This is a genomic window from Desulfocurvus sp. DL1XJH-121 (genome assembly GCF_054819825.1).
The window spans coordinates 114,821-139,886 of the sequence record NZ_JBTVWW010000001.1 but is presented as its reverse complement, the minus strand read 5'-3'; the positions used below and the strand labels follow the sequence as shown (position 1 = coordinate 139,886).

The 25,066-nt window shown below is 67.4% G+C and carries 22 protein-coding genes; 6 read left to right on the top strand and 16 right to left on the bottom strand.

The genetic code is table 11. The annotated features are described in order from the left end of the window. Window positions 1–4: 4 nt before the first annotated feature. From uppS to ACYYG1_RS00620, 6 genes are all read right to left on the bottom strand, one after another. Entirely contained in the window at window positions 5–724 is a 720-nt protein-coding gene (gene uppS / locus ACYYG1_RS00645) for a polyprenyl diphosphate synthase (protein WP_461208509.1), read from the bottom strand. 91 nt (window positions 725–815) lie between these two features. Then, a complete protein-coding gene (frr, locus tag ACYYG1_RS00640) occupies window positions 816–1,370 on the bottom strand; it encodes a ribosome recycling factor (RefSeq protein ID WP_461208329.1) in 555 nt (184 codons plus the stop codon). Window positions 1,371–1,375: 5 nt separating this feature from the next. Next, window positions 1,376–2,095, bottom strand: a complete 720-nt coding sequence (gene pyrH, locus ACYYG1_RS00635) for a UMP kinase (protein ID WP_461208328.1) — start codon at window positions 2,093–2,095, stop codon at window positions 1,376–1,378. Window positions 2,096–2,196: 101 nt separating this feature from the next. Beyond that, on the bottom strand, window positions 2,197–3,036 hold the full coding sequence (gene tsf, locus ACYYG1_RS00630; protein ID WP_461208327.1) for a translation elongation factor Ts: 840 nt from the start codon (window positions 3,034–3,036) through the stop codon (window positions 2,197–2,199). 35 nt (window positions 3,037–3,071) lie between these two features. Further along, entirely contained in the window at window positions 3,072–3,878 is an 807-nt protein-coding gene (gene rpsB / locus ACYYG1_RS00625) for a 30S ribosomal protein S2 (protein ID WP_461208326.1), read from the bottom strand. Between the two features lie 209 nt (window positions 3,879–4,087). Next, a complete protein-coding gene (locus ACYYG1_RS00620; RefSeq protein WP_461208325.1) occupies window positions 4,088–4,876 on the bottom strand; it encodes a fumarylacetoacetate hydrolase family protein in 789 nt (262 codons plus the stop codon). Between the two features lie 357 nt (window positions 4,877–5,233). On the opposite strand from ACYYG1_RS00620, the gene ACYYG1_RS00615 reads away from it, so the two are divergent. Then, window positions 5,234–6,034: a 2-amino-3,7-dideoxy-D-threo-hept-6-ulosonate synthase gene (locus ACYYG1_RS00615; protein WP_461208324.1), complete on the top strand. Its 801-nt coding sequence runs from the start codon at window positions 5,234–5,236 to the stop codon at window positions 6,032–6,034. A gap of 148 nt (window positions 6,035–6,182) precedes the next feature. Here the strand turns inward: ACYYG1_RS00615 and ACYYG1_RS00610 are convergent, their stop codons facing one another. Further along, window positions 6,183–7,352 (bottom strand): response regulator, encoded by a 1,170-nt coding sequence (locus ACYYG1_RS00610; protein ID WP_461208323.1) that lies wholly within the window; start codon window positions 7,350–7,352, stop codon window positions 6,183–6,185. A 428-nt stretch (window positions 7,353–7,780) separates the two neighbouring features. On the opposite strand from ACYYG1_RS00610, the gene ACYYG1_RS00605 reads away from it, so the two are divergent. Together ACYYG1_RS00605 and ACYYG1_RS00600 are read left to right on the top strand one after the other, a co-directional pair. Next, the gene (locus tag ACYYG1_RS00605) at window positions 7,781–9,394 is read left to right on the top strand and encodes a methyl-accepting chemotaxis protein (RefSeq protein WP_461208322.1); all 1,614 of its coding nucleotides are present in this window, start codon (window positions 7,781–7,783) and stop codon (window positions 9,392–9,394) included. Window positions 9,395–9,535: 141 nt separating this feature from the next. After that, the gene (locus tag ACYYG1_RS00600; protein WP_461208321.1) at window positions 9,536–10,432 is read left to right on the top strand and encodes an AraC family transcriptional regulator; all 897 of its coding nucleotides are present in this window, start codon (window positions 9,536–9,538) and stop codon (window positions 10,430–10,432) included. Window positions 10,433–10,485: 53 nt separating this feature from the next. On the opposite strand, the gene ACYYG1_RS00595 is transcribed toward ACYYG1_RS00600, so the two are convergent. Together ACYYG1_RS00595 and ACYYG1_RS00590 are read right to left on the bottom strand one after the other, a co-directional pair. Further along, a complete protein-coding gene (locus ACYYG1_RS00595) occupies window positions 10,486–10,950 on the bottom strand; it encodes a hypothetical protein (protein WP_461208320.1) in 465 nt (154 codons plus the stop codon). Window positions 10,951–11,042: 92 nt separating this feature from the next. Further along, complete coding sequence (locus ACYYG1_RS00590; protein ID WP_461208319.1) at window positions 11,043–11,276, bottom strand: hypothetical protein; 234 nt, start codon at window positions 11,274–11,276, stop codon at window positions 11,043–11,045. Window positions 11,277–11,781: 505 nt separating this feature from the next. On the opposite strand from ACYYG1_RS00590, the gene ACYYG1_RS00585 reads away from it, so the two are divergent. Next, window positions 11,782–13,167, top strand: a complete 1,386-nt coding sequence (locus ACYYG1_RS00585) for a glutamate synthase-related protein (RefSeq protein WP_461208318.1) — start codon at window positions 11,782–11,784, stop codon at window positions 13,165–13,167. A 31-nt stretch (window positions 13,168–13,198) separates the two neighbouring features. Here the strand turns inward: ACYYG1_RS00585 and ACYYG1_RS00580 are convergent, their stop codons facing one another. From ACYYG1_RS00580 to ACYYG1_RS00560, 5 genes are all read right to left on the bottom strand, one after another. Further along, window positions 13,199–14,605: an NAD(P)/FAD-dependent oxidoreductase gene (locus ACYYG1_RS00580; RefSeq protein ID WP_461208317.1), complete on the bottom strand. Its 1,407-nt coding sequence runs from the start codon at window positions 14,603–14,605 to the stop codon at window positions 13,199–13,201. 107 nt (window positions 14,606–14,712) lie between these two features. Then, entirely contained in the window at window positions 14,713–15,204 is a 492-nt protein-coding gene (yjgA, locus tag ACYYG1_RS00575; RefSeq protein ID WP_461208316.1) for a ribosome biogenesis factor YjgA, read from the bottom strand. A 19-nt stretch (window positions 15,205–15,223) separates the two neighbouring features. After that, the gene (locus ACYYG1_RS00570; protein ID WP_461208315.1) at window positions 15,224–15,991 is read right to left on the bottom strand and encodes an MBL fold metallo-hydrolase; all 768 of its coding nucleotides are present in this window, start codon (window positions 15,989–15,991) and stop codon (window positions 15,224–15,226) included. Between the two features lie 210 nt (window positions 15,992–16,201). After that, entirely contained in the window at window positions 16,202–17,899 is a 1,698-nt protein-coding gene (locus ACYYG1_RS00565) for a methyl-accepting chemotaxis protein (protein ID WP_461208314.1), read from the bottom strand. Between the two features lie 80 nt (window positions 17,900–17,979). After that, the gene (locus tag ACYYG1_RS00560) at window positions 17,980–20,169 is read right to left on the bottom strand and encodes a putative bifunctional diguanylate cyclase/phosphodiesterase (protein ID WP_461208313.1); all 2,190 of its coding nucleotides are present in this window, start codon (window positions 20,167–20,169) and stop codon (window positions 17,980–17,982) included. Window positions 20,170–20,581: 412 nt separating this feature from the next. Between ACYYG1_RS00560 and ACYYG1_RS00555 the strand changes: the two genes are divergently transcribed. Together ACYYG1_RS00555 and ACYYG1_RS00550 are read left to right on the top strand one after the other, a co-directional pair. Then, window positions 20,582–21,616: a sensor histidine kinase gene (locus ACYYG1_RS00555; protein WP_461208312.1), complete on the top strand. Its 1,035-nt coding sequence runs from the start codon at window positions 20,582–20,584 to the stop codon at window positions 21,614–21,616. A gap of 22 nt (window positions 21,617–21,638) precedes the next feature. Continuing rightward, window positions 21,639–22,934 (top strand): mechanosensitive ion channel family protein, encoded by a 1,296-nt coding sequence (locus tag ACYYG1_RS00550; protein ID WP_461208311.1) that lies wholly within the window; start codon window positions 21,639–21,641, stop codon window positions 22,932–22,934. 79 nt (window positions 22,935–23,013) lie between these two features. On the opposite strand, the gene lysA is transcribed toward ACYYG1_RS00550, so the two are convergent. Continuing rightward, the gene (gene lysA, locus ACYYG1_RS00545; protein WP_461208310.1) at window positions 23,014–24,288 is read right to left on the bottom strand and encodes a diaminopimelate decarboxylase; all 1,275 of its coding nucleotides are present in this window, start codon (window positions 24,286–24,288) and stop codon (window positions 23,014–23,016) included. After that, the gene (locus ACYYG1_RS00540; RefSeq protein ID WP_461208309.1) at window positions 24,285–24,998 is read right to left on the bottom strand and encodes a TrmB family transcriptional regulator; all 714 of its coding nucleotides are present in this window, start codon (window positions 24,996–24,998) and stop codon (window positions 24,285–24,287) included. The genes lysA and ACYYG1_RS00540 overlap by 4 nt, the downstream gene beginning before the upstream one ends. Window positions 24,999–25,066: the final 68 nt, after the last annotated feature.

Genomic DNA, 25,066 nt, shown 5'->3' with positions numbered 1-25,066 from the left:
CCGGTCAGCCGTTCTGCAGGATCTGTTCGTCGGTCCTGCCGAAGCGGCGCTTGCGCCCTGCGAAATCCTCGAGCGCCTTGTGCAGTTCGCGTTCGTCGAAATCCGGCCACAACACGTCGGTGAAATAGAGCTCGGAATAGGCGGTCTGGAAGAGCAGGTAGTTGGAGAGCCTGAATTCCCCGCTGGTGCGCACCACCAGGTCCGGGTCGGGCTGGTCCCCCGTGTACAGGCGCTGGGCCAGGGCCGCCTCGTCGATCTCGGCGGCGGGCACCCCGTCCTCAACAAGGCGGCGCGCGGCGCGCACGATCTCCTCGCGGCCGGAATAGTTCAGCGCCAGGTTCACGGTCATGGTCTTGCAGTCCCTGGTCTGGGACACGGCGCGCTTGAGCACCGTGCGCGTGGCCAGGGGCAGCTCCCCGGGCTCGCCCAGGATGCGCAGGCGGATGTCCCGCTCCACCAGGGACGGCAGCTCGCTGGTCAAGAATTCCCCCAGCAGGTCGAAGAGAAAGGCGACCTCCTGCTTGGGCCGGGACCAGTTCTCGCGGGAGAAGGTGTACAGGGTCAGATGGGCGATGCCCAGCCTGCGGCACTCGCTGACCAGGCGCTTGGCCGCCCTGGTTCCCTCGCGGTGCCCGTCGCTGCGGGACAGGCCCCGGGCCTTGGCCCAGCGGCCGTTGCCGTCCATGATCACGGCAAGATGCTTCGGCAGAGTGGCGAAAGACAGGGTCCGAACTCCTTGGATTGAAACCGTCCGCAAGACGTTCGAGCCCCGGAGCGGCGACGCTCCGGGGCGCGGTCCATCCCGGCGGGGGATGCTAGATTTCCATGATCTCGGCTTCCTTGGCCTCCAGGGCCGCGTCGGCTTCCTTGATCATCGCGTCGGTGATCTTCTGCACGTCTTCCTGGCCGCGGCGCAGGTCGTCCTCGGTGATTTCCTTGTCCTTCTGCATTTCCTTGAGGAAATCGTTGGAGTCGCGGCGCACGTTGCGCATGGCCACGCGGCAGTCCTCGGTGTATTTCTTGGCCACCTTGACCAGTTCCCTGCGGCGTTCCTCGGTCAGCGGCGGGATGTTGATGCGGATCAGCTTGCCGTCGTTGACCGGGGTCAGGCCGAGGTCGGATTTCATGATCGCCTTTTCCACGCCCGCGAAGGCGCCCCGGTCCCAGGGCTGGATGGTCAGGGAGCGGGACTCGGGCACGGAAATGGAGGCGATCTGCTTCAGCGGCGTGGGCGTGCCGTAGTAGTCCACCATGATGTCCTCGACCAGGGTCGAGGAGGCGCGGCCCGTGCGCAGCTTTGCGAATTCGCGGTCCAGGTTCGCCAGGGCTTTCTTCATCCTGTCCTTGGCGTCGTCCAACACGGCCTTCATAGGTCCTATCCTCCTTGCACGATGGTTCCGACGTCTTCGCCTTGCACCACCCTCTTGATGTTTCCGGGCGTGAAGAGGTTGAATACGCAGATGGGCAGGTCGTTGTCCATGGCCAGGGATATGGCCGTGGAGTCCATGACCTTGAGCCTCTTGCTCAGCACGTCGATGTACGTCAGTCTGCCGTAGAGCTTCGCGTCCTCGTTCGTCATGGGGTCCTTGTCGTAGACCCCGTCCACCTTGGTGGCCTTCAGGATGGCCTGGGTATGCAGCTCGGCGGCCCGAAGCGCCGCCGCCGTGTCCGTGGTGAAGTAGGGGTTGCCCGTGCCCGCGGCGCAGATGACCACGCGGCCCTTTTCCAGGTGCCGCACGGCGCGGCGCCGGATGTAGGGCTCGGCCACCTCCTTCATGTCGATGGCGCTCAGGACCCGGGTCTGGATCCCTTCCTTCTCCAGGCCGTCCTGCACGGCCAGGGCGTTCATCACCGTGGCCAGCATGCCCATGTAGTCGCCCTGGGCGCGGTCCATGCCCTTGGCGCTGGCGGCCATGCCGCGGAAGATGTTACCTCCGCCGATGACCAGGGCCACCTGGACCCCCAGGTTCGCGATTTCCGCGATCTCCTTGGCGAAGGCCCCCACGGATTCGGGGTCTATACCGAATTTTTGGCTGCCCGCCAATGCCTCGCCACTGAGCTTCAACAGGACCCTGGAGAATCGAAGTGTGCTCATGATGCCTGGTGTCTCCCGTGGTTTGATTTCCGGCCGCCCGCCCGGGAGGGCGGCGGCCCTGAATTGCGCTCAAAAAAAACGGGCCTTGCGGCCCGTTTTGATTATTCGGCTTCGTCTTCCGTCGCGCCCTCTCCCAGCGCCAGCCGGAAGAATTGCGTGACCGTCGCCCCTGCGGCTGCTTCCTTCATGTACTGCTTGACGGCCTTCTTGTCGTCCTTGATGAAGGGCTGCTCCAGCAGGCAGACGTCCTTGTAGTACTTGTTGATGCGGCCGAGCATGATCTTCTCGGCGATCTCCGCGGGCTTGCCTTCTTCCATGGCCTGGTGGCGGTAGATGTCCTTCTCCTTTTCCAGGAGATCGGCGGGCACGTCGGCGGGAACCACGCAGAGCGGGTTCACGGCGGCCACCTGCATGGCCAGGTCCTTGGCGACCTCGGCGTTGTCGGAGCCCTGCATGGGCACCAGCACGCCGATCTTGCCGTTGGAATGGATGTACACGCCCACCACGCCGTCGGCCGCGGTGGCCTTGGCGAAGCGGCCCACGCCCATGTTCTCGCCCAGCTTGGCGATGAGGCCGGTGACGTCCACCAGGGCGGGGTCCAGGTCGGCGGCCGCGCCGGAGGTCACGTCCATGGCGCCGACCTTCTCGGCCAGCTCGGCGGCGAACTTCTGGAACTCCTCGTTCTTGGCCACGAAGTCGGTCTCGCACATGACCTCGACGATGGCGGCGGTCTTGCCGTCGGCGGCCACCCAGGAACCCACCAGGCCCTCGGAGGTGGCGCGGCCGGCCTTCTTGGCGGCCTTGGCCAAGCCCTTCTCGCGCAGGTAGGCGATGGCCTTTTCCTCGTCGCCGCCGGATTCCACCAGGGCTTTCTTGCAGTCCATCATGCCGGCGAGGGTCTTCTCGCGCAGCGCCTTAACCATGGCAGCGGTAATAGCCATTATTCGACTCCTTGGAGATTATGATCGCGTGAAATCTACTCGGCTTCCTCGACATCCTCGGCGGCCGGTTCGGCGACCGGCTCGGCGGCGGGCGCTTCGGCCTCGGCCTTGTCGGAGGCCTCGGCGGCGGCGGCGGCCTGCTCCATGGCGACCTCGTCCTGGCGCGCGGCGCCCTCGATGCAGGCGTCGGCCACGTGGGTCACGAAGAGCTTGATGGCGCGGATGGCGTCGTCGTTGCCGGGGATCACGTAGTCGATGAGGTCGGGGTCGCAGTTGGTGTCGACCACGGCCACGATGGGGATGCCGAGCTTGCGGCATTCCTTGATGGCGATTTCCTCGCGCTTGGGATCGATGATGAAGGCCGCCCCGGGCAGCTTCTCCATGTCCTTGATGCCGCCCAGCGCGTTGTTCAGCTTGACCACTTCGCGGGTCATGCCCACCACTTCCTTCTTGGTGTACTTGCTGGTGGTGCCGTCCTCGAACATGGATTCGAGCTTCTTCAGGCGGTCGATGGAGCGCTTGATGGTCTGGAAGTTGGTCAGGGTGCCGCCCATCCAGCGGTTGGTGACGAAGAACTGTCCGGCGCGGCCGGCTTCCTGCTTCACGGCCTCCTGGGCTTGGCGCTTGGTGCCGATGAAGATGACCTTGCGGCCACCGGCCACGACGTCGGCGATGAAGTCGTAGGCCGTCTGGAACATGCGCACGGTCTGCTGCAGGTCGATGATGTGGATGCCGTTGCGCGCGCCGAAAATGAAGGGGCGCATCTTGGGGTTCCAGCGCCGGGTCTGGTGGCCGAAGTGGACGCCGGTTTCCAGCATCTGCTTCATGGTTGCGTAGCTCATTGTGCCTCCTGGTCGGGTTGTTTCCTCCACCCGGGCCGCCTCGCGTCCTTCAAACCCCGCCCATGCGGGGCACCCGGGACGCGGCCTGGGTGTGCGGTTTGTAAGAGTCGCGGACTTTTACGCGAAATCCGCGCTTCTGGCAAGTCTTCTAGGGAATCCGAACAAGGTCCCGGTTTAGCGGGGGAAAACAATCGTCCGCCCGGCCCGCGTCACTGCAGGGGGCGCTCCCCGTCCGCGTCCTCTTCCTGCCTGGGGTCGCGCACCGGGTTGGACAGGTAGCCCACTCCCTCGATCTCCACGCTGACCTCGTCGCCGGGGGCCAGGTGGCCGCTCCCCGCAGGGGTGCCCGTGAGGAGCACGTCCCCGGGCATCAGCGTCATGATCCGGGAGACGAAGCTCACGGCCTCGGGCACGGAAAAGAGCATCTCCGAGGTGGGCGCGTCCTGGCGCACTTCGCCGTTGACCAGGGTGCGCAGACGCAGGGCGGCCGGGTCCGCCACCTCGGTCTCGATCCAGGGGCCGACGGGCGCGAAGGAGTCGAAGCCCTTGGCCCGGGCGCTGCATCCGTCGCGTTCCGCAAGGTCGCGGGCCGTGACGTCGTTGGCGCAGGTGTAGCCGAAAATGGCCTGGGGCACGTCCTCGGGGGCCACGTTGTGGCAGATCCGGCCCATGACCACGCCGAGCACCCCCGCGAACTCCACCCGCGACGACATGGGCGGGATGCGGATGGCCTGCCCGTGGCCCACCACGGCCGTGGGCGGTTTGAGATACAGCCGGGGTTCGGCCGGGGCGGTCCGGCCGCCCGCCTCATCGAGGCCCGAGCGGTAGTTGCCGTCCAGGCAGACGATCTTGCTGGGCACCGCCAGTTGCATGACGCGGACCTCCGAGAGGGGCAGCGGTTCCGTCACGCCCTTGCTCTTGTCCAGGCAGAGGACGCCGTCGTCCAGCAACTGGGCGTAAAAGGACATGTTTCCGTAGCCGACTCGGATGATGCGCATGTGTATTCCTCCCCTTGCGGGTTCTCGGGGCCAGTGGCGTGCCTCGTCTCGGGGGAGCATAACAGGCGCTGCGCGTCGTGTCTAACCTCCCGGGAGTTTTCTGTTAAATAGTCGCGGATGTGGCGAAAGCCGCGCTTGACAGGGCGTGGGCGGGAACGGTAGGGATAGTTTCATGATCACCACCAGCAGCGCGCAGTTTGGGTTTTCGTATTATTACGCCCGGGGCCTGGCCCGGGGCGATGGTTCGTGACGCGCTGCTAGCGACGCGACTATGACGCCACAGGGGCCGCCGGAATACCGGTGGCCCCTTTTTTCGGCCCTCGGGCCGGGACACCGCAACCTTTGGAGGAGACAGCCATGCACATCGGAAAAGCCATCCGCCTGGAGCGGATATTCAACCGCGACACGGACAGGGCCATCATCGTGCCCCTGGACCACGGCGTGACCATCGGCCCCGTGGACGGGCTCATCGACATGCGCGAGACCCTCTCGCACGTGGCCGAGGGCGGGGCCAACGCCGTGCTCATGCACAAGGGCCTGGTGCCCTGCGGCCACCGCCGCCAGGGCGCGGACATTGGGCTCATCGTGCACCTCTCGTCCAGCACCAGCCTTTCGCCGTTCCCCAACGCCAAGTCCCTCACGGGTACGGTGGAGGACGCCATCAAGCTGGGGGCCGACGCCGTGAGCGTGCACGTCAACGTGGGCGACGAGAGCGAGCGGGAGATGCTCCGCGACCTGGGCCAGGTGGCCTCCAGCGCCTCGGACTGGGGCATGCCCGTGCTGGCCATGGTCTACGCCCGGGGCCCCAAGGTGAAGGACGAGTACGATCCCGAGGTGGTGGCGCATTGCGCGCGCGTGGGCATGGAACTGGGCGCGGACGTGGTCAAGGTGCCCTACACCGGGGACCCCGACAGCTTCGCGCGCGTGGCCCAGGGCGTGTGCGTGCCCGTGGTCATCGCCGGCGGGCCCAAGCTGGACAGCGTTCGCGACCTGTTCGTGATGGTGTCCGAATCCCTGCAGGCCGGGGGCGCGGGCCTGTCCATCGGCCGCAACATCTTCCAGGCCGAGAATCCCTACCGCCTGGTCAAGGCCCTCAACGGCCTAGTGCACCAGAGCTGGGATGTGGAGCGGGCTCTCTCAGAAGTCGGCCAACAGTAGCGGATTGCAAGTACATCATTTGGGGCAGGCCGTTCAAAAATAGTGAGATGCAAGGCGCAAGGAAAATCCAGGGCCGACGTGTATTCCAATACACGAGGGTCTGGATTTTTCGCAGCAACGCCGCAGATCGCTGTTTTTCAACGGTCTGCTAGAAATCCAGGGGCAGGAGCGGCTCGAAGGGCGGGGGGCCGCCGCCCAGGAAGGCCTTGGCCGTGAACTTGACCACGGCCCAGATGTCGTTCACCGGGCGGCCCAGGGCCGCGCTCCGGTCCCGTCCGTGCCCGGTGGGGGGCGTGCGCGGGATGTCGCCCATGATGCGCTTGTACACGGGCAGGGCGTCCAGGGCGGCGTCGGCCTCGGCCATGGCCTCGGACAGGCGGCGCGCCGCGGTCTTGGGGTCGCGGGTGAACAGGCAGGCCCGGGACGCGGCCTTGAAGGAATCCTCGCCCGTGGCCCCGTGGCGCGAGGCCAGCACGTAGGCCTGTCCGGCGGCCTTGAACTCGCCCTGGCGCACCAGGGCGAAGCCCAGGTCCAGGAAGGGGTTGGCGGCCAGGGGGTTGTCGCGCAGGGCCAGGGCCAGGGCCTGGCGGGTGCGGTCCATGTCGCTGGCCCGGGCGTGGGCCTCGGCGGCGCGGCGCATGCAGCCCCGCGCCTTGTCCGGCCTTTCCAGGGCGGTCCAGGCGTTGGCCATGCCGATGTAGGCCTCGGCGAACAGGTCGTTCAGGGCCACAGCCTTGCCGAAGGCGGCGATGGCCTGCTCGAAGCGTTCCTCGGCCAGGTGCATGCAGCCCTCGTCGTACAGGCGTTCGGCCTCCTCGCGCTTGGACGCTGCGCGGTCCAGGGCCGAGATCGCGCGTTCGTGCCGGCCCAGCTCGGCCTCCTCGCGGGCCAGGCGCAGGGCGGCCAGGCGCTCGCGGCCGGGATCCGTGTCCGCGGCGGCCAGGGCGCACTGCCGCAGCAGGGCCTTGACCGAATAGGGCCGCACCAGGAACCCCGAACACCCGGCGGCCAGGGAGCGCAGCACGGCGGCGCGGCTGCCGTCGTTGGACGTGACGATCACCGGCAGCCGCCGGTATTCCCTGTGGCGGCGCAGCATCCGCAGCACGCGCGGCCCCGTGGTCCTGCCGAGCTCCGCGTCCAGGAGCAACAAGTCCACATCGTTTTCGGCCAGCCAGGCCAGGCCGTCCTTGATGGAGTCCCGCACGCGCACGTCGGCGACGCCCGCGGCCTGCAACGCCTCGCGGTCGCGGCGCAGTCGGTCGCGGTCCGGCGAGATGGCCAGGGCGGTGGCGAAGGGCGTGAGCTTGGTCTTCTGCATGGGGCGGCCTCCGGGGAAAACAACGTGTTCACAGGCTGTATCGGACGAAGGAGGCGGGGCCTTTAGCGGGCGGGCCCATCCGTTTCAAAATCGTCCTGTGCATTTGAGCGGGCATTTTTGTGCGTTTGGGTCTTAAAAGTAACAAAAACTGCTCATCACCCTCATTTTCTTTCCGTTTGGTGCGATACGGACACCAAAGCCTTGCGGTGCTCTTCCTCGCACTGAACAGGACTCGGATGTTCACGGCCCGCCCCGACCGATCGAGTTGGCCGACTCTCCTCCCCAGGGCCGTACCGCAAGACCATTCCCAGGCGGCGCGCGAGCGCTTCCGGAGGCATGACGGCGCTCGCCGCCCGCAGGGCGGGGCCGTTGGCAGGGGGTCGTCATTTTCAGCCGCCGCGCGGGCGCGGCGGGCGCAGGAGGAGCGGATGTTCGGATGTTTCAGGCGTCGCATGGGGGCAAGGCTGACCCTGCAGGTGGGGGGCGTGAGTTTGGTGGCCTTTACCGGGCTGGCCGTGGCCATGGCCTGGTGGCTGCGCACGGGGGAGCTGGAGCAGCGCGGGGCCTCCCCGGTCTGGATATTCGCCGTGTTCTGTGTCCTGGGGGTCGTGTTCGTCTCGGCCTCGTCGGCCCTGTTCCTGCGTCGCGGCGTGGTCTGCCGGGTCACGGCCCTGTCCCGGGCGGCCCGCGAGGTGGCCGGGGGCAACTTCAACGTGGTCTTCCCGGGCGGCTCGGACGACGAGCTGGGCGGGCTGGAGGCCGGGTTGCGCGAGACCGTGGCCAGGCTCAAGACGCAACTCGGATTTTCCGAGGGCATCCTCAGGGGCATGACCGTGGGCTGCTACGTGTGCGACACGCGCGGGGCCACCACATTCGCCAACAAGCCGCTGCTGAAGATGCTGGACCTGGACGGCTCGCCCGAGTCCTACAACGGCCAGCCCACGGTGAACCTCTTCGGCGGCGACCCCAAGCGCGAGACCCTGGTGCAGAAGGTCATGCGCGGGCGCAAGCCCCTGGCCGTGCCCGAGTGGAAATTCACCAGCCGCGCCGGTGAGGTGGGCTACCTCTGCGTGGAGGCCGCGCCCCTGTACGATCTGGACGGCGAGCTCATGGGCGCCTTCGCCCTGATCACGGACATCACCGAGGTCATCGAGCAGCGCGGGCTCATCGAGGCCCAGAACCAGCGCATCGCCAAGGCCGCGGCCGACGCCGGGCAGGTGGTGGTCAACGTTTCCTCGGCCGCGGACGAGCTCACGGCCCAGGTGGAGGAGGCCAGCCACGGCGCGGACCAGCAGCAGGAGCGCACGGGCGAGGTGGCCACGGCCATGGAGCAGATGAACGCCACGGTGCTGGAGGTGGCGCGCAATTCCGGCGAGGTGGCGGAGCTGGCCGACGAGACCAGGGAGAAGGCCCAGGAGGGCCGGACCCTGGCCGAGGAGTCCGCGGCCATTGCCGAGAACGTGGCCGGGCAGGTGGAGGCGCTCCGGGCCAGCATGGCCGACCTGGGCGAACGGGCCGAGGCCGTGGGGCGCATCGTGGAGGTCATCACGGACATCGCGGACCAGACCAACCTGCTGGCGCTCAACGCGGCCATTGAGGCGGCGCGCGCGGGCGACGCCGGGCGCGGCTTCGCCGTGGTGGCCGACGAGGTGCGCAAGCTGGCCGAACGCACCATGGGCGCCACCCAGGAGGTGCGCGACTCCATCGGCAGCATCCAGGACAGCGCCCGGGCCAACATCGTGAGCACGGACGAGGCCGCCGAGCTGGTGAGCCTGAGCCGCGAAAAGGCGCAGGTCTCGGGCCGGGCGCTCGCGGAGATCGTGGACATGGTGGTGCATACCGCCGACCAGGTGCGCTCCATCGCCGCGGCCGCCGAGGAGCAGTCCGCCACCTCCGAGCAGATCGCCGGGGCCACGGAACAGATCAACCACATCGCCCGGGAAACCGCCCAGGTGATGACGGAGTCGGCGCACGCCGTGTCCGACCTGGCCCGCCAGGCCCAGAAGCTCAAGGACATCGTGGAGGAGATGGGCGCGTCCTGAGACCCGCGCGCATTCTCCGGAAAACGGCGCGGCCCGCGCGTTCCCGGGGCCGCGCCTTCTTTCGCCCAGAAAAGCAAAAATTATCAAGCGAACGCCATGTCCGTGCGCTAGGCTTCTGCTTGTCGGACGGAGGAGAAAGGCATGAACGGAATGATCGACACGTCGTATTGGGAGCGCATGCTCCGGGTCCTGACCTACATCGAATCCAGGCTCGCGGAGCAAGGGGACGACGGCCTGGACCTGGGAACGCTGGCCGGTGTGGCCAACTTCTCGCCGTATCATTTCCACCGCATCTTCCGGGGCATGATCGGGGAATCGGTGAAAAGCTACATCCGCCGCCTGCGCCTGGAGCGCGCGGCCATGCGGCTTCGCTACGGCAAGGAGCCGGTGACGGGGATAGCCCTGGATTCCGGGTATGCCAGCCATGAGGCGTTCAGCCGGTCCTTCCGCGCCCGATTCGGCATGTCGCCTTCCCTGTTCAGGGAACGGCGCGGCATCGTCCCGGAGTCGCCTTGTCCGGCGCTGGCCGAAATCCACATCAAGCAACTGCGTGACCAATGGACAGGAGAAACAGCCATGGAAGTGAAGGTCAGGATGATGCCCGCCACGCGGGTCGCCTGCGTGCGCCACATCGGGCCCTACGAACAGTGCGAGCGGGCCTGGGAGAAACTGTGCGCCTTCGCGGGCGGCAGGGGCCTGTTGGGGCCGGAGAGCATGTTCCTGGGCGTCTGTCACGACGACCCGGAAGTCACCGATCCGGAGAGAATCCGCTACGACGCGTGCCTGCCGGTGGGTGAGGACTTCGAGGCCCAGGGCGACGTCGGCGTGGCCGAGGTGTTCGGCGGCGAATATGCCGTGGCCACGCATCGGGGGACGTATGCGAACCTCGCGCAGACCTATGCGGCCATCTGCGGGCAGTGGGCGCCCGCCAACGGGCGGGAGATCCTGTCCGCGCCCAGCATAGAGCATTATCTGAATGCGCCGGACGAGACCCCGGCGGAGGAATTGCTGACCGACGTGTACGTGCCGTTGAAATAGCGGCCCCGGCCAGGAACGGCCCCTCCGCCTCGCGAGGCGGAGGGGTTTTTTGTTCAGTCCTCGTCTCCGGCCGGGCCCTCGGCGCCCTTGGCGGGCGTCTTGGGCAGGTAGCGCTTGAGCTTGGCCGCCGCGCCCACGGGGTCCTCGCCCGGGCCCAGATGGCGCATCACGCCCTTGGGGGATATCCAATGCCAGCCCTCGGGCTCCTTGAGCAGGGCGGCCCCGTGCTCGGCCAGGAAGCCCTCGGCCAGGGAATCGTCCACGGCCTGGCCCATGTCGGCCATGAGCTGCTCGTTCTCCAGGACCATGGAGGCGGTGCGGAATATCTCGAAGGCGCTGTGGGCGATGTCGATGAGGGCGAAGTCCTCGGCCTTCTTGCGCCCGGCCAGGATGCGGTCCAGGGTCGCGAGGTCCTTCTTGAGCTCCGCTATCTCCTGGCGGGCGATGTCGCGGGCGTTTTCCGTGGCCTCCAGCATGGTTTTGAACAGGGGCGCGGCGGGAGTGCGTGGGGCGGGCATGGCGGGGCTGTTCCTCCTGAAGTTGTTGCTAGTGTAGTTGGGGCGATTCATCGCTGTACGCAGGCCGTTCAAAAGTAGCGCTTCGTTGCTTTTCAACGGCCTGCGGAGCCTGCCAGCACGGCGGCCAAGTATTGCAGCACCGAGATGCCCGAGATGGCCCAGAGAATGAACAGCGCGGCCACGAAGGAAACCAGGGACATGACCGTCAGGATGACCGGTTTGCGGGTCACGCGGGCGAAGACCATGTCCTTCAGCAGCTTGTGGACGTAGAAGTGCCACGCCAGGAACAGGACCGCGAACAGGGCCAGGGCGTAGATGATCTTCATGGTGCGCCTCCCGCCTGCCTGGTGCTTGGGCCGGCCCGGAAAGCGTAGCATCCGGACGCGGGCCGGGCAAGGAGGGGCGGGAGGGCGCGCGGTTTTTGTCCGTTTCCCCTGCCGCTGAATTTTCGGTCTGTGTGGCGTGATGGGTCCGGAAGGTGTCACCCCGTGTTTCCGAACGTGTGTCCTGGCATGCCGCTTGGATATAAATGCGTGTTGCGGAATCAACTATTCTGGGGATATTTTTGAAAATCCCGCACAAAGCGAGGCGTGCGAAGGGAGTGCGACGGACTTCGAGAACGGGGGCCGCAAGGTGTGCGCCTGGTACATGAACCGGAATTGGAGGTTGCTTGAAATGAGTCACAGTCCTTTGTTGGGGAGCCCCGTCACCAATACGAAAGTGCGCAGCCAGAATCACGTGGCCGACATCTCGGGCATGTGTTCCGTCTGTACCAGTGATTGCGTCGGCCCCTGCGAGATAGGCCTTTCCGCAATACGGGGGGCGGAAGCCATGCTCCCCTTTGCCGCGGATAGAAACCAGTTCGCTTCAGAGAAGCGCTATCCGCTTGATTTTTCCCATTTCAACATCAACGGCCGGGTGTTCGGCGCTGTGGGGGCCCCGGCGGCCCCCTATGAGGCCACCTTCCCGAAGGCCGACATCGCCTCGACGTTCGGCAAGGCCAGAAAGGTCGGCATCAAGGCCCCGTTCATCCTCCCGGCAATGGCCAAGCTGGCCTGGAAGGAATATTTCAGCGGCGCAGCGATTTCCGGCGTTCCCGTGGTCATCGGCGAAGCCGTGGTGGCCAAGGACGGGGGGCTCGTCGTCGATGGGCATCACGTTGTCGCGTCGCCTCTGCTGGAGGAGATGGTTGCAACGTACAAGCGCCATCAACGCGGTTACGGGGACATCGTTCTGCAGGCGAATTTTGACGATGAATATCTGGGGGTCCTTGAGTACGCCATTGAGCACCTGGGCGTGACTTCGGTGGAGTTGAAGTTCGGACAAGCGGCGAAAGGCATCCAGGGCATGAGCAAGGTGCCCAGTCTGGAGGCCGCGCTCCGCTTCAAGGAACTCGGCTACATTGTCTTGCCCGATCCCACGGATCCCAAGGTTGTCGAAGATTTTTCCAACGGCGTGGGGCCCGTATTCGAAAAGGTCGACAAACTGCCGATGTGGTCTCCGGAAGAACTCGTCCGGCGGGTGGCTGATCTGCGGCGTTTGGGTGCGGAACGCGTGTGCTTCAAGACCGGGCCCTTCGATCCGCGAGACATCGCCACGATACTCGAAATCGCCTCGGAGGCGGGCGTCGACCTTGTCACGCTGGACGGAGCAGGAGGCGGCACCGGGCACAGCCCCGTGAAGATGATGAACGAGTGGGGCATGCCGACGGTGATCCTTGAAACCATTGTCTGCCGTATCTTGAAACGGCTTGAGGCCTCCGGCAAGCCGCTTCCGCCCATCGCCATGGCCGGCGGTTTCGCCACCGAGGATCAGATTTTCAAGGGCCTGGCCCTTGGGGCGCCCTACGTCGGCCTGATAGCGCTCGGGCGGGCGGCAATGGCCGCCGCCATGGTGGGGCGGCAGGTCGGGGAAGCCTTGCGCAAGAACACACTGCCGAAAATCTATTCCCAATTCGGTTCGACAAAGGAGCAGGTATTTGCCGATTACCGTCTGCTCAAGGCGGAATACGGCGCCGAGGCCGAAGCGATTCCGGATGGCGCCATTGGCCTGTATTCGTATCTGAACAGGGTCTCGGTCGGCCTCAGGCAGCTGATGGCGCTGAACCGGAAATTCGCCCTCCGCCATATCGAGCGGGAAGACATCGTCCCGCTGACGGAAATTGCGGCGAAGGCCACGGGCCTGGCCACCTATGATGCGCTTTTGCCGCCATTGTGAAGGAGGGCGGGGTGTTTTCCTCGCCGCGTAGCTAGGCCCCGGCCGCCCGCCTGACGATCTCCTTGGCCGGGATGATGCCCGTGGCCGAGGCCGAGACGATGTTCCCGGCCACGCCCGGGCCGTCCCCGGCCACGAACAGGCCGCGAATGGACGTCTCCAGGTGCGGGCTGGTCTTGACCTGGGTGGCGAAGAACTTGATCTCCGGCGCGTAGAGCAGGGTCTCGTCGTTGGCCACGCCGGGCACGGCGTAGTTCAGCTTTTCCAGGCCCTCCACCAGGTTGGTGACGATGCGCTCGGGCAGGGCCATGGCGATGTCCCCGGGCACCACGTCCTTCATGGTCGGGTCGATGTAGGAGTTGCGGATGCGGTCCCAGGTGCTGCGGCGGCCGCGCCTGAGATCCCCGAAGCGCTGCAGGATGGGCTTGCCCCCGCCGATGATGCTGGCCAGCCGCCCGATGGACTCGCCGTAGGCCTGGTTGTCGGACACGGGCTCCGTGAGCACCACCTTGGAGAGGAAGGCGAAGTTGGTGTTCGAGCTCTTGAGATCCATGTTGGCGTGGCCGTTGACGCACACGAAGTCCTGGTAGTTCTCCAGGGCCACGAACCCGCCGTAGTTGGTGCAGAAGGTGCGGGTCTGGTCGTCGTACTTGCGGGTGCGGATGAAGAAGGTCGGGTCGTAGACCACGTCGCAGAGCTCCTTCATGATGTCGTTGTGCACCTCCACGCGCACGCCGACCTCGATGCCGCGCTGGGTGACCTCGATGCCCTGGTTCTGCACCACCTTGGCCGTCCATTCCGCGCCCACGCGCCCCGGGGCCAGGATCACGTTGTCCGCGTAGTAGCCCCCGCGCGCCGTGACCACGCCCGTGACGCGCCCGCCGTCCACGATGAGGTCCTTGACCTCCTCGGAGGTGCGGATGGCCACGCCCCTGGTTTTCAGGTCGTCCACCATGCCCGCGATGTGCCCGGGCAGGTTGTCGGATCCCAGATGCTTCTGCTTGATGATCAAGAGGTCCACGCCGGACTTCAGCGCCTCCTTGCGAATCCCGCGGGCCTTGTCCATGTCCGTGGGGTAGACCTTGCCGTCCATGCCGTAGGCGTTGAAGATTGCCTCGGTCTCGTCGATGAGGGCCTGGGCCTCGGCCAGGGGCATGAACTGGGTCAGGTCCGTCTTGCCCAGGATGGGGATGAAGTTCAGCTTGCCGTCGGAGAACAGGCCCGCGCCGCCCATGCCCGAGAGGATGTTGCAGGGGCGGCATTTCACGCATTCCTGGCGTTCGCTGATGGGGCAGCGGCGTTTGAGGGGCAGCTTGCCCTTCTCCAGGACCAGGATGTCCAGGTTGGAGTGCTCGGCCAGATACCAGGCGGAAAACAGCCCGGCCGGGCCGCCGCCCACGATGATGACGTCGTAATTCTTCTTCAGCTTGGTCGCGGTCATGTCGCCTCGCGTGTGCACGGGTTTCGGGGCAGCGTCGGAAAATGCGCGCAGAACCCGTGATTATGCATATTCACGAGACAGGGGCAAAGGCAAGGGAAAAAGGCGGTTCAGGAGGCGGCGACCTCGCGCAGGTACTTGAACAGCGTCCGCGCCGCCTTGGGCGGCTTGTCGGCCTTGGCCTCGGAGGCCGCGTTGCGCGCCAGGGTGCGCAGGCGCTGGCGGTCGGCCGCCGGGTGGGCGGTTACGATTTCCTCCACCAGATCGTCGTCCCCGGCCACGAGCCGGTCCCGCCATTCTTCCAGCTGGTGAAAGATGTCGTCGGCCGCGCGCCTGGCCTGGTCCACGCGGTCCATGGCCTCGCGCAGGGCGTCGATGTTCTCGGACTCGGCGCGCATGAGCTTGCCCAGGTACTGCATGTGCCGCCGCCGGGCCTCGTGCTTGGTGAGGGAGTGGGCGAAGAGCGCGGCCTCGCGGATGGGCTCGGGGATGTCCAGGGCCCTGATCTTCTCCAGGGGCATGGCCGCCAGGCGTTCGCCCAGGTCCTGGAGCTCCGTCATCTCGCGTTTTTTCTGCGATTTGCTTTTGTATTCGTCTTCCATGGTCTTGGGGGGCTGAGGTTCAGGGGCTGGGCAGCAGGGAGCGGAACAGCTCCGCCGCCTGGCCGCGCGCGAGGCCGGGGCCGTGGCCCGGATACACGGACACGATGTTGGCGTGGTCCAGGAGCCAGAGCAGCTTGCGCAGGGTGGCCGCCTGCCGCTCCGCGTCCCGCCCGGGCAGCTCGGGCCGCCGCTCGCAGGCCGCGTCCCCGATGAACAGGGCCCCGCCCACGCGCAGGCAGAGGCTGTCCGGGCTGTGGCCTGGGGTGTGGTAGACCTGCGCGGCGTCGCGCCCGGAAATGGGGATGGACAGGCAGCGCAGGCCGCCGCCCGGGGTCCGCATGTCCCGGAGCACGCCGGCCCCGGCCGGGGCGAACAGGCCCATGGACTGCGCGGCCCTGGGCCTGGGGAGGCCCAGGATCCCGGCGCCGGTGGCGTCCTCGTCCTCGCCGCGTAGGGCCCGGGTGGCCGCGTCGTGGCAGGTCAGGGAGGCCGCAGGGCCCAGGGCGTCCAGGAGCGCGGCCGCCGCGGAGCAGTGGTCCGCGTGGCAGTGGGTCAGGAAAACGATGGGCATGCGCCGGCCGGGCGACGCCAGGAGCGCGGGCAGGGCCAGGGCGCGCTCCTGGTCCGCGCCGGGGTCCACCACCAGCACGCATTCCGGGGTCCGCAGCACGTAGGTGTTGCAGCCCGCGTCGCAGCCCCGGGGCAGGCCCTCGGCCAGCTCGGTCTCGTAGGCCCCGTCGATGAGCCGCCACGCGAGGCGCGGCTCACACGGCCGCTGCCGCGGCATGCAAGGATTTCCCTGGTCCATGGGCCGGGCATACCCGAGAACCCGCCGGGAGTCCACGCCCCCTCCCTGGCCTAAAAGCGACTTTAGCAGGCCGTCCACAAATAGTGAGATGCAAGGCGCAAGAAAAATCCAGGACCGACGTGTATTCCGATACACGAGGTTTTGGATTTTTCGCAGCAACGAAGCAGATCGCTGTTTGTGGACGGCCTGCTAGTCCAGGGTTACGTCCGCCGCAATAACGCCCAAAGGCCGCCCGTCCGCCGAGGCAAAGGGCGAGGACACGGTGATGCAGCGCTGCCCCGAGGCCTGGGACACGTAGACCTGGGAGATGGACAGGGTGCCCGTCTCCATGGCCTCCATGAACCAGGGGCGCGAGGACCAGTCCCTGCCCCTGGCCGAGGCGTCGCCCGGCGTCTCCCGGCCGGGCCGGGGGATGTTCGCGATGGGCTGGATGCCCCGGGCGTCCGTGAGGTAGGCCAGCTCCAGCATCTCGTTGGCGCCGACGGCCCGGCGCAGGGCCGCTTCCTGGCGTTTGGGCTCCATGGAGCGAACGTCCTCGCTCGCCGCCAGGTCCGCGATGATGGTCTGGACGCGGCCCGTGCCCATGAGGTCGAAGGCCGCGTTCAGCCCGCCCAGCCCGTCCAGGCCGCCCAGGAGCGCGGTGAGCGCCTGGGACGAGACGTTCATGTCGCGGTCGGTCCGCCGGGACAGGTCGTCCACCTTGGCCGCTGCGCTGGTGACCTGCTCGCTGGCGGCGGACTGTTCGGTGGCCGCTGCGGCGATGGCCCGGATCTGGTCGGCGGTCTGGCCGGAGAGGTCCACGATGTCCGCCAGCATGCGCCCGGAGCGCCGGGCCACGTCCGTGGCCTCTTCCACCATGCCCGAGGCCTCGTCCATGCCCTGGCCGGTCCTGCGCACGCCGTCCTGGATGGCCGTGACCTGTTCGCCCACCTCGCGGGTGGCGGCCATGGTCTTCTCGGCCAGCTTGCGCACCTCGTCGGCCACCACGGCGAAGCCCCGGCCCGCGTCCCCCGCGCGCGCGGCCTCGATGGCCGCGTTGAGCGCCAGGAGATTGGTCTGGTCCGCGATCTCGGCGATGAGGCCCATGACCCGCCCGATGCCCTCGGCCTGTTTGCCCAGGCCCTGGACCACGCCGGCCAGTTCCTGGGTGCGTTCGCTGACCTTGACGATGGCCGCCACGGATTCGCGCACGCTCTCCTCGCCCTGGTGGGCGCGTTTCATGGCCTTGTCCGCCGCGATGGCCGCGTTCTCGGCGTTTTCCGCCACCTGGGCCACGGAGGCGTTCATCTGCACCATGGCCGTGGCCGTCTCGCCGGAGAGGCGCGACTGCTCGCGGGCCGCCTCGCCCGCCTGGGCCGTGGCCGAGCGCAGGTCGTCGGCGGCGGCGTGGATGCCCGAGATGGCCTCGGCCATGGTGGCCGCCGCGTTCTTGAGGCTGCGGCTGCGGGCCGCCTCGCCTTGGGCGCGGGTCTCGTCCACGGCTCGCTGGGCCCTGCCCAGGTCGTCCATGGTCCGCCGCAAATCCTGGTCCGCGCGCTGGGCCGCCTCGGTCCGCCTGGAAACCTCTACAAGAATGTCATCAATGAGGGCTGCTATATTGTCGTTTTTGTCAAGGGTTTCGCCCGCTCCCTGGTGCAGCAGCGGGGCCAGGCGCTGGGCCAGGACCATGCGCCGGGAGCGATCCGCGCGCAGGAAGACCGCCGCGCAGCCCGCCAGCGAGACCAGGGCGAGGCAGCCCAGGGTCAGGATGACCCCGTGCATGGTGCCGGAATCATTGTACAAGCCTGAAGCGCCGGAATCAAGGGCCGGGCCTGCGGCCAGGAGCGTCACGGACGCCAGGATCAGGGCGGCCGGAACGAGAAGGGCAAAACCGTGGGAACGGGACATGGTTCACCTGCCGGGTTGAGGGGGCTCGGACCCGGAAGAAGAGCAAGAAGGGGGCCAGCGCGGCCGGCAAGGCTCGATTCTCAGGCCGGGAACGGGGCGCGGGTGTCGCGGAGGATCAATTCCTCCCTGGCGTCCGCGCGCAAGGGGGCCTCGCCCGAGATGTAGGCCCGGGCCCGGTCCTGGCCCACGGGGCGGGAGAACAGGTAGCCCTGGCCGTATTCGCATTCCAGGGCCGTGAGGATTTCCTGTTGCAGGGTCTTTTCCACGCCCTCGGCGATCACCTTGAGGCCCAGGCTGTGGGCCAGGTTGATGATGGCCTTGACGATGGCGCGGTTCTCCATGGTGGAGTCCATGTTGCGGATGAAGGACAGATCGATCTTCAAGTGGTCCAGGGGGAACTTCTGCAGGTAGCTCATGGACGAGTAGCCCGTGCCGAAGTCGTCGATGGATATCTGGATGCCCAGCTCCTTCAGGCGGTTGAGCTTCTCCACTGCGGCCTTGGCGTTCTCCATGATGGCCGTCTCGGTGATCTCCAGCTTGAGGCGCTCCGGGGGCATGCCCGTGCGCGCGAGGATGTCGCGGATGCAGTCCACCAGGTCGGGCTGGGAGAACTGGCGGGCCGAGAGGTTCACGGACAGGACCAGGTCCCGGGCCTGGGGCAGGTTCTCGCGCCAGCCGCTCATGGTGCGGCAGGACTCCTCCAGCACGAAGCGGCCCAGGTCCGTGATCAGGCCGACTTCCTCGGCCACGGGGATGAATTCCGTGGGCGGCACGATCCCGCGCACGGGATGCCGCCAGCGCACCAGGGCCTCGAAGCCCTTGAGCCGCGAATCCGTGAGGGACAGGATGGGTTGGTATTCCATGTAGAATTCGTTGTTGGCCACGGCCCGGCGCAGGTCCCGCTCGATGGTCATCAGCTCCACGGCCTGGTCCAGCATGCGCGGCACGAAGACCTTGAGCTTGCCGAAGCCGGCCTGCTTGGCCAGGTGCAGGGCGATGTTGGCCTTGCGCACCAGTTCCCCGGAGTCGTCCTCGGGCGGGGGGAAGAGCACCGCGCCGAAGCACACGCTCATGTTCAGCTCGTGCCCGTCCACCACCACGGGCTCGGCCAGGGCCTCCCGGCAGCGCTTGATGATGCTCACGGCCTTGCGCGGCTTGTCCAGCTCCTCCAGGAGCAGCACGAACTGGTCCGAGCCGTAGCGGGCCACCATGTCCAGCTGGCGCACGCCCTTGTGCAGGCGGGTGGCGATCTCTTCCAGGACCATGTCGCCCACGCGGTGGCCGAAGCTGTCGTTGATGACCTTCAGGCGGTCCACGTCGGCGAAGGCCACGGCGAAGTGGTAGCGCTCGCGGCGCTTGGCGCGCTCCACGGCCTGGGCGATGCGGTCCGAGGCCAGCACGCGGTTGGCCAGCCCGGTCATGGGATCGTGCAGGGCCTGGTAGCGCATCTGGATTTCCATCAGCTTGCGATCGGTGATGTCGCGCGCGGACAGGCGCAGGCCGCGGCCGCCCCCGTTGCCGTCGCTGACCTCGCGCCGGGCCGCGCACAGCCAACGCATGGCCCCGTCGCGGCGCAGGATGCGGAAATCCAGGGTCTCGGCCTCGCCGCCCGTCAGGAAGTCGGCCAAGAGCGGGGCGTCCTCGGGGTGCGCCAGGCTGCGCAGGAGGTCCGGGTCGGCCATGAAGTCCTCGGGCGGGTAACCCGTGAGCCCTTCGCAGGCCGGGCTCACGAATCGGAAAGAGCCTTCGGGCCCGAGCCAGGCTTCCATGGCGTGGGTGTATTCGGCCACGATGCGGTGGCGTTCCTGGAGGTCCTCCAGTTGGCCCGCGGCGGTCTTGTCGCGGGTGATGTCCGTGAGCACCACGAGCTTGGAGCCCGACGCGCCGGGCCGCCGCACCGGGGCGTTCAGGGCCGCGTACCAGGCCCCGTCGCGCGGGTCCTGGAATTCGTAGCGCGCGGTCTGGTCCGCGAACAGGCCCACGTTCACGCACCAGGGACAGGTCTCGTCCCTGTCGAACAGGGCCTTGTGGCAGGGCTGGTGGCGGAGGTCCGGGCCGATGCGCTCGGCCAGGGCCGCGTTGACGTATTCCATGCGCCCGTTTTCATCGCACACGAAAGCCAGCCCGCCGCAGGCGTCGGCCAGGGCCTTGAACACGGTTTCCCCGTCCCGCCGCAGGGCGCGTTCGCTGCGCAGGCGGCGCAGGCTGAGGGCCAGCCACAGGCCCAGCGCCGTGGCCACGGCGGCCAGGAGCAGAGGAGCGCCGTCCACGGCCAGGGCCTCGGCGGCCCGAGCCGGAGCCGGCGCCAGGGCGACGAACGCGGCGCACCACGCCCAACGCCGGATGGAAGCGGCGCGGACGGGCGTGTCTGAACTTTTTTGCATGTAACTAGTATACATATATTGCGTAAAGAATACAACGGACGGTGAGTTTCTCGCGAACCGTTGTCCCGTATGGATTCCGGGGTATTCTGCCGATCAGGTGTCCATGTTTTTCAGCTGCCGTCCGGGATTTTCCAGCTTCCCGCAGGCGTTTCCCGGATTCAAGCACGTCCTTCCCGGACTTGTCCGCTCTGGACTTTGGAAGGCAAAAACGGATAAGAAGCATCTGAATCCGCCACCGGCCCTCCGAGGGGCCGCGCGGCCGGGATGGAAAGCCCCGGCGGGCGGGAAAGGAGCGCGCATGGAACGGGCCGAAAGACGGCAGCACAGGATCATGGTCGTGGACGACGAGGCGGTGATCATCACCCAGCTCGAAGAATTGCTCATGGGCATGGGCTACGACGTAGTGGGCAAAGCCTCCTCCGGCGACGCGGCCGTGCGCCTGGCCGGGGAGCTCAAGCCCGACGCCGTGCTCATGGACATCGTCATGCCCGGCGAGCTGGACGGCATCGCGGCCTGCGGCAGGATCCAGGACGACCACGATATCCCCGTGATCCTGCTCACGGCCTACGGCGACGACGCCCACGTGCAGCGGGCCAAGGCCGTGCGCCCCTACGGGTACATTCTGAAGCCCAGCCAGAACGAGCAGATCAGGGCCACCCTGGAGATCGTGCTGGAGAAGAAGGCCATGGAGCGCACCCTGGACGGCATGCTCACGGACCTGCGCTTCCTGGCCAAGGACCGCGAGCTGCAGCTCAAGGAGATCCACCACCGCATCAAGAACAACCTGAACATGATCTGCGGACTGTTGTCCCTGCAGGCCCTGCATGCCGAGGGGGCGGCCTGCGTGGAGGCCTTGCAGGCCGTGCGCAACCGCGTGGTCTCCATCGCCAAGATCCACGAGAAACTCAACGCCTCCGAGCATTTGGACAGCGTCAACGTGGCGGACTATTTCCAGAGCGTGGTGGATTCCCTGGCCCGGGGCAGCGAGCCGCCCAAGGGCGTGGAGCTGGCCGTGGACTGCCCGGACCTGGACATCGAGCCCGACAAGGTCATGCCCCTGGGGCTCATCGTCACGGAACTCATGTCCAACGCCCTGAAGCACGCCTATCCCCAGGGCGGCCCGGGCCGCATCCGCCTGGGGTTCGCCAGGGGGGCCGGGCACTACGTGCTGGAACTATCCGACGACGGCGTGGGCCTGCCCCCGGGCCTGGACCTGGCGCAGCCCGGCAGCCTGGGGCTGGAGCTGGTGGGCGGCTTGGTCAAGCAGGTGGGCGGGACCATGGACGTGGAACGCACGGGCGGCACCCGCTACACGGTGCGCATCCCGTCCTGAGCGCTGTCCACGGAGCCTGTTCATGAATGCTTTGCAACGCCTTCCCGAAGACCTCGCGGCCTGGGCCCGGGCGGTCCTGGACCAAGCGGCCGGGGCCGTGTCCAGCGCCGACCTGCGGGCCCAGGCCGTGGGCCTGGCCGTGGCCCTGGTCCTGGCCTGGATCGTTTCCCGCCCCCTGCGGCGCGCCGTGAGCGCGGCCTTTTCCGCTGCCAGCGGCGGCGACGGCTTTTTGCCGCGCCTGGAGCGGGCCCTGGTGCGCGCCGTCCCGTCCCTGTTCCTGGCCCTGTCCCTGGCCGTGCTGCGCGAGGGACTGGTCCAGAACGGCCTGGGCCTGGCCCTGATCCAGCCCGCCCTGGACCTGACCCTGGCCGTGGCCGCCATCCTTCTGGCCTCGGCCCTGATCCGCGCGCGTTTCTGGCGTCGGCTCTTTTCCCTCACCGCCCTGGTCCTGGCCGCGATGAACATCCTGGGCGTACTGGGGCCGGTGGTCAGCCTGTTGGACCGGGTGGGCTTCGACCTGGGCGGGGCCCAGGTCACGGTGCTCTCCCTGGCCAAGGCCGTGGTGGTCCTCCTGGTGCTCCTGCGGGTCGGCGGCTGGGCTCTGTCCCTGGCCGAGCGTCGCCTGCAGGCCGTTCCGGATCTCACCCCCTCGGCCCGGGTGCTGGCGGGCAAGGTGGCCAAGATCCTGCTCTACACCGTGGCGGCGTTCGCCGCCCTGGGCAGCGTGGGCATCGACCTCACGGCGCTGACCGTGTTCTCCGGGGCCGTGGGCGTGGGCGTGGGCTTCGGCCTGCGCAACATCTTCGCCAATCTCATCAGCGGCATCATCCTGCTCATGGACAAGTCCATCAAGCCCGGGGACGTCATCGAGATCGGCGGGGTCTACGGCTGGATCACCCAGCTCAGGGCGCGGTTCGTGTCCGTGGTCACCCGGGACGGCAAGGAATACCTCATCCCCAACGAGGACCTCATCACCAGCCAGGTGGTGAACTGGTCCTTCTCGGACCGCAAGGTGCGCCTCAGGGTGCCTGTGGGCGTGGCCTACGGCACGGACGTGCGCCTGGCCCTGGAGCTCATGGCGCGGGCCGCCGCCGAGGTGCCCAGGGTGCTTGCGCGCCCCGAGCCCTCGGCCCTGATGATGGGTTTCGGGGACAGCTCCCTGGACCTGGAGCTCAGGGTCTGGATCGAGGACCCGCAGAACGGGGTCAGCAACGTCCTGAGCGCCATCAACCTCGCGGTGCTGGACGCCTTCCGCGAGGGCGGCATCCAGATTCCCTTCCCCCAGCGCGACGTGCACATCATTTCCCAGGCGGACTGAGCGCCTTGTCCGGCGCGGACGAAAACGGCCCGGCTCCCTGGGGGAACCGGGCCGTTTCGGCGTAATGCGACGAGGCGTCCTAGACCGCCGCGGAATAGGGGGCCAGCAGGTCGTCCAGGGTGTCGGCGCGGCGGATGAGCCGGTGGCTGCCGTCGCTGCGCACCAGGACCTCGGCCGGGCGCAGGCGGCAGTTGTAGTTGGAGCTCATGGTGTGGCCGTAGGCCCCGGTGTCCAGCACGGCCAGCACGTCGCCCTCCAGGGGCTCGGGCAGCCAGCGGTCCCTGGCGAGGACGTCGCCGGTCTCGCAGATGTTGCCCGTAACGCACACGGGCTCGTCCGGACCGAAGGGCTCGCCGCCGTTGCGGAAGACCTCGATGTCGTGGTGGGAATCGTAGAGCACCGGGCGCGAGAAGACGTTGAAGCCCAGGTCCGTGCCCACGTAGGTGGTGCCGCCCACCTCCTTGACCGCGTGCACCGTGCCCAGCAGCAGCCCGCATTCGGCGCACACGTAGCGCCCGGGCTCCACCATGTATTCCGGGTGCAGGCCCGTGGCGTCCTCGAATTCCCGGATGATCTTCGTGAGGCCCTGGCCCAGGGCGGGCAGGTCCAGGCGCTTCTGGCCCGAGAGCTTGCGGTAGGGCACGCCGAAGCCGCCCCCGAAGTCCACGAAGTCCGGCTCGCCCAGCTTGGCCGCGATGTCCAGGAGCGTGCGCACGGCCTCCAGGTAGGCGTCGCCGTCCATGAACAGGGAGCCGATGTGCTGGTTGACGCCCGCCAGGCGCAGTTTGTGGCGGCGCAGCACGGCCAGGACGTCGTCCACGTCGTCGGGCTGGACCCCGAACTTGCTGCCCATGCCGCCGGTGACGACCTTGGCGTGGTGCCCGGCCCCGATGCCGGGATTGAAGCGCACGGCCACCTCGCCGCCGGGGTTGACCCGGCCGTACTGCGCGAGCTGGGACAGGGAGTCCACGGACACGCGCACCCCGCGCTCCACGGCGAAGCGCATCTCGGCCTCGGAGACGTTGTTGCAGACGTAGAAGATGTCCTCGGGCTTGAACCCGGCGGCCAACTCCAGATGGATCTCGCCGGGGCTCATGGCGTCCACGGACAGCCCCTCGTCGCGTACGATGCGCAACAGCTCGGGGTTGCAGTTGGCCTTGGCCGAGAAGTTCACGCGGAACTTCGGGTGGTCCACCAGGGTCCGGATCTCGCGGCAGCGGCGGCGCAGGATGTGCTCGTTGTACACGTACAGGGGGCCGCCGAAGGCGTCGAGCAGGACGAAGGGATCGGCGTCCCCGAAGAAATTCACGGAGGCGGTGAATCCGCCGGAGGTCATCAGGCCTGAGAGGGTCATGAGGAGGAGTCTCCGTGGCGCTCGATGAGCGTGAGTTCGTTGAGGAACGCCTCGCGCATCAGACGCACCAGATGAGAGTTGCAGGAGTACAGGCATTGGGCCGAGGCCTCGGGCCGCAGGCAGCCCGTGAGCACCTCGCCCGTGTCGGCGATGATGTTCACGTGCCCGGGGTCCTTGGCTTTTTCGTGGAAGATGATCCCCGGGACGCCGGGGTCGGCGTCGGAGATGAGCACGGTCTTCACGCCCCGGGACGCGCAGGCCGCCAGGGCCTGGGCCGCCAGGGCGGCCTCGCGGGAATGGGCCGAGACGTAGACGTGGCTGGTGGCGGATTCCAGCATCGAGCGGATGCGCGCCGTGGCGTTGTCCAGGCCGGTGATGGTCAGGTAGGGCTCGTCCGCGTCCACCCGGTCCGGGAGGCTCTGCTCCAGGGTTTCGATGATGGATTCGCAACGGGCCTTGAGTTGGCGCAGGAATATCCGCCGGGGCGTGGCCGTGAAGCGCACGGCGTCCTTGCCCGCGCGCATGGCCCCGCCCTTTTCCGCCAGCCCGGCCAGGGCCGTGTAGGCGTTGGAACGCGAGATGCCCGCGCGCTTGGCGGCCTCGTATCCGGTGAGCGGGCCGCCCGCGAGCAGGGTCACGTACATCATGGCTTCCTGCTTGGTGAGCCCGGACTGCTTGAGAGCCTCTATGGCTTTTGTTGCATGCGTCATAGTAGTACTAATCAGGACTACTATTCCTTCGGGAATGTGAAGTCAAGCGGCGTTGTTTTGAGATAATG

Coding starts and splice junctions, on each gene's coding strand:
- lysA (WP_461208310.1), bottom strand. CDS start 24,288: ATGACCCTCTCAGGCCTGATGACCTCCGGCGGATTCACCGCCTCCGTG.
- ACYYG1_RS00540 (WP_461208309.1), bottom strand. CDS start 24,998: ATGACGCATGCAACAAAAGCCATAGAGGCTCTCAAGCAGTCCGGGCTC.
- ACYYG1_RS00570 (WP_461208315.1), bottom strand. CDS start 15,991: ATGCCGCGGCAGCGGCCGTGTGAGCCGCGCCTCGCGTGGCGGCTCATC.
- ACYYG1_RS00615 (WP_461208324.1), top strand. CDS start 5,234: ATGCACATCGGAAAAGCCATCCGCCTGGAGCGGATATTCAACCGCGAC.
- ACYYG1_RS00605 (WP_461208322.1), top strand. CDS start 7,781: ATGTTCGGATGTTTCAGGCGTCGCATGGGGGCAAGGCTGACCCTGCAG.
- ACYYG1_RS00555 (WP_461208312.1), top strand. CDS start 20,582: ATGGAACGGGCCGAAAGACGGCAGCACAGGATCATGGTCGTGGACGAC.
- frr (WP_461208329.1), bottom strand. CDS start 1,370: ATGAAGGCCGTGTTGGACGACGCCAAGGACAGGATGAAGAAAGCCCTG.
- yjgA (WP_461208316.1), bottom strand. CDS start 15,204: ATGGAAGACGAATACAAAAGCAAATCGCAGAAAAAACGCGAGATGACG.
- ACYYG1_RS00610 (WP_461208323.1), bottom strand. CDS start 7,352: ATGCAGAAGACCAAGCTCACGCCCTTCGCCACCGCCCTGGCCATCTCG.
- ACYYG1_RS00590 (WP_461208319.1), bottom strand. CDS start 11,276: ATGAAGATCATCTACGCCCTGGCCCTGTTCGCGGTCCTGTTCCTGGCG.
- rpsB (WP_461208326.1), bottom strand. CDS start 3,878: ATGAGCTACGCAACCATGAAGCAGATGCTGGAAACCGGCGTCCACTTC.
- ACYYG1_RS00550 (WP_461208311.1), top strand. CDS start 21,639: ATGAATGCTTTGCAACGCCTTCCCGAAGACCTCGCGGCCTGGGCCCGG.
- ACYYG1_RS00565 (WP_461208314.1), bottom strand. CDS start 17,899: ATGTCCCGTTCCCACGGTTTTGCCCTTCTCGTTCCGGCCGCCCTGATC.
- ACYYG1_RS00580 (WP_461208317.1), bottom strand. CDS start 14,605: ATGACCGCGACCAAGCTGAAGAAGAATTACGACGTCATCATCGTGGGC.
- ACYYG1_RS00620 (WP_461208325.1), bottom strand. CDS start 4,876: ATGCGCATCATCCGAGTCGGCTACGGAAACATGTCCTTTTACGCCCAG.
- ACYYG1_RS00600 (WP_461208321.1), top strand. CDS start 9,536: ATGAACGGAATGATCGACACGTCGTATTGGGAGCGCATGCTCCGGGTC.
- ACYYG1_RS00585 (WP_461208318.1), top strand. CDS start 11,782: ATGCTCCCCTTTGCCGCGGATAGAAACCAGTTCGCTTCAGAGAAGCGC.
- ACYYG1_RS00595 (WP_461208320.1), bottom strand. CDS start 10,950: ATGCCCGCCCCACGCACTCCCGCCGCGCCCCTGTTCAAAACCATGCTG.
- tsf (WP_461208327.1), bottom strand. CDS start 3,036: ATGGCTATTACCGCTGCCATGGTTAAGGCGCTGCGCGAGAAGACCCTC.
- pyrH (WP_461208328.1), bottom strand. CDS start 2,095: ATGAGCACACTTCGATTCTCCAGGGTCCTGTTGAAGCTCAGTGGCGAG.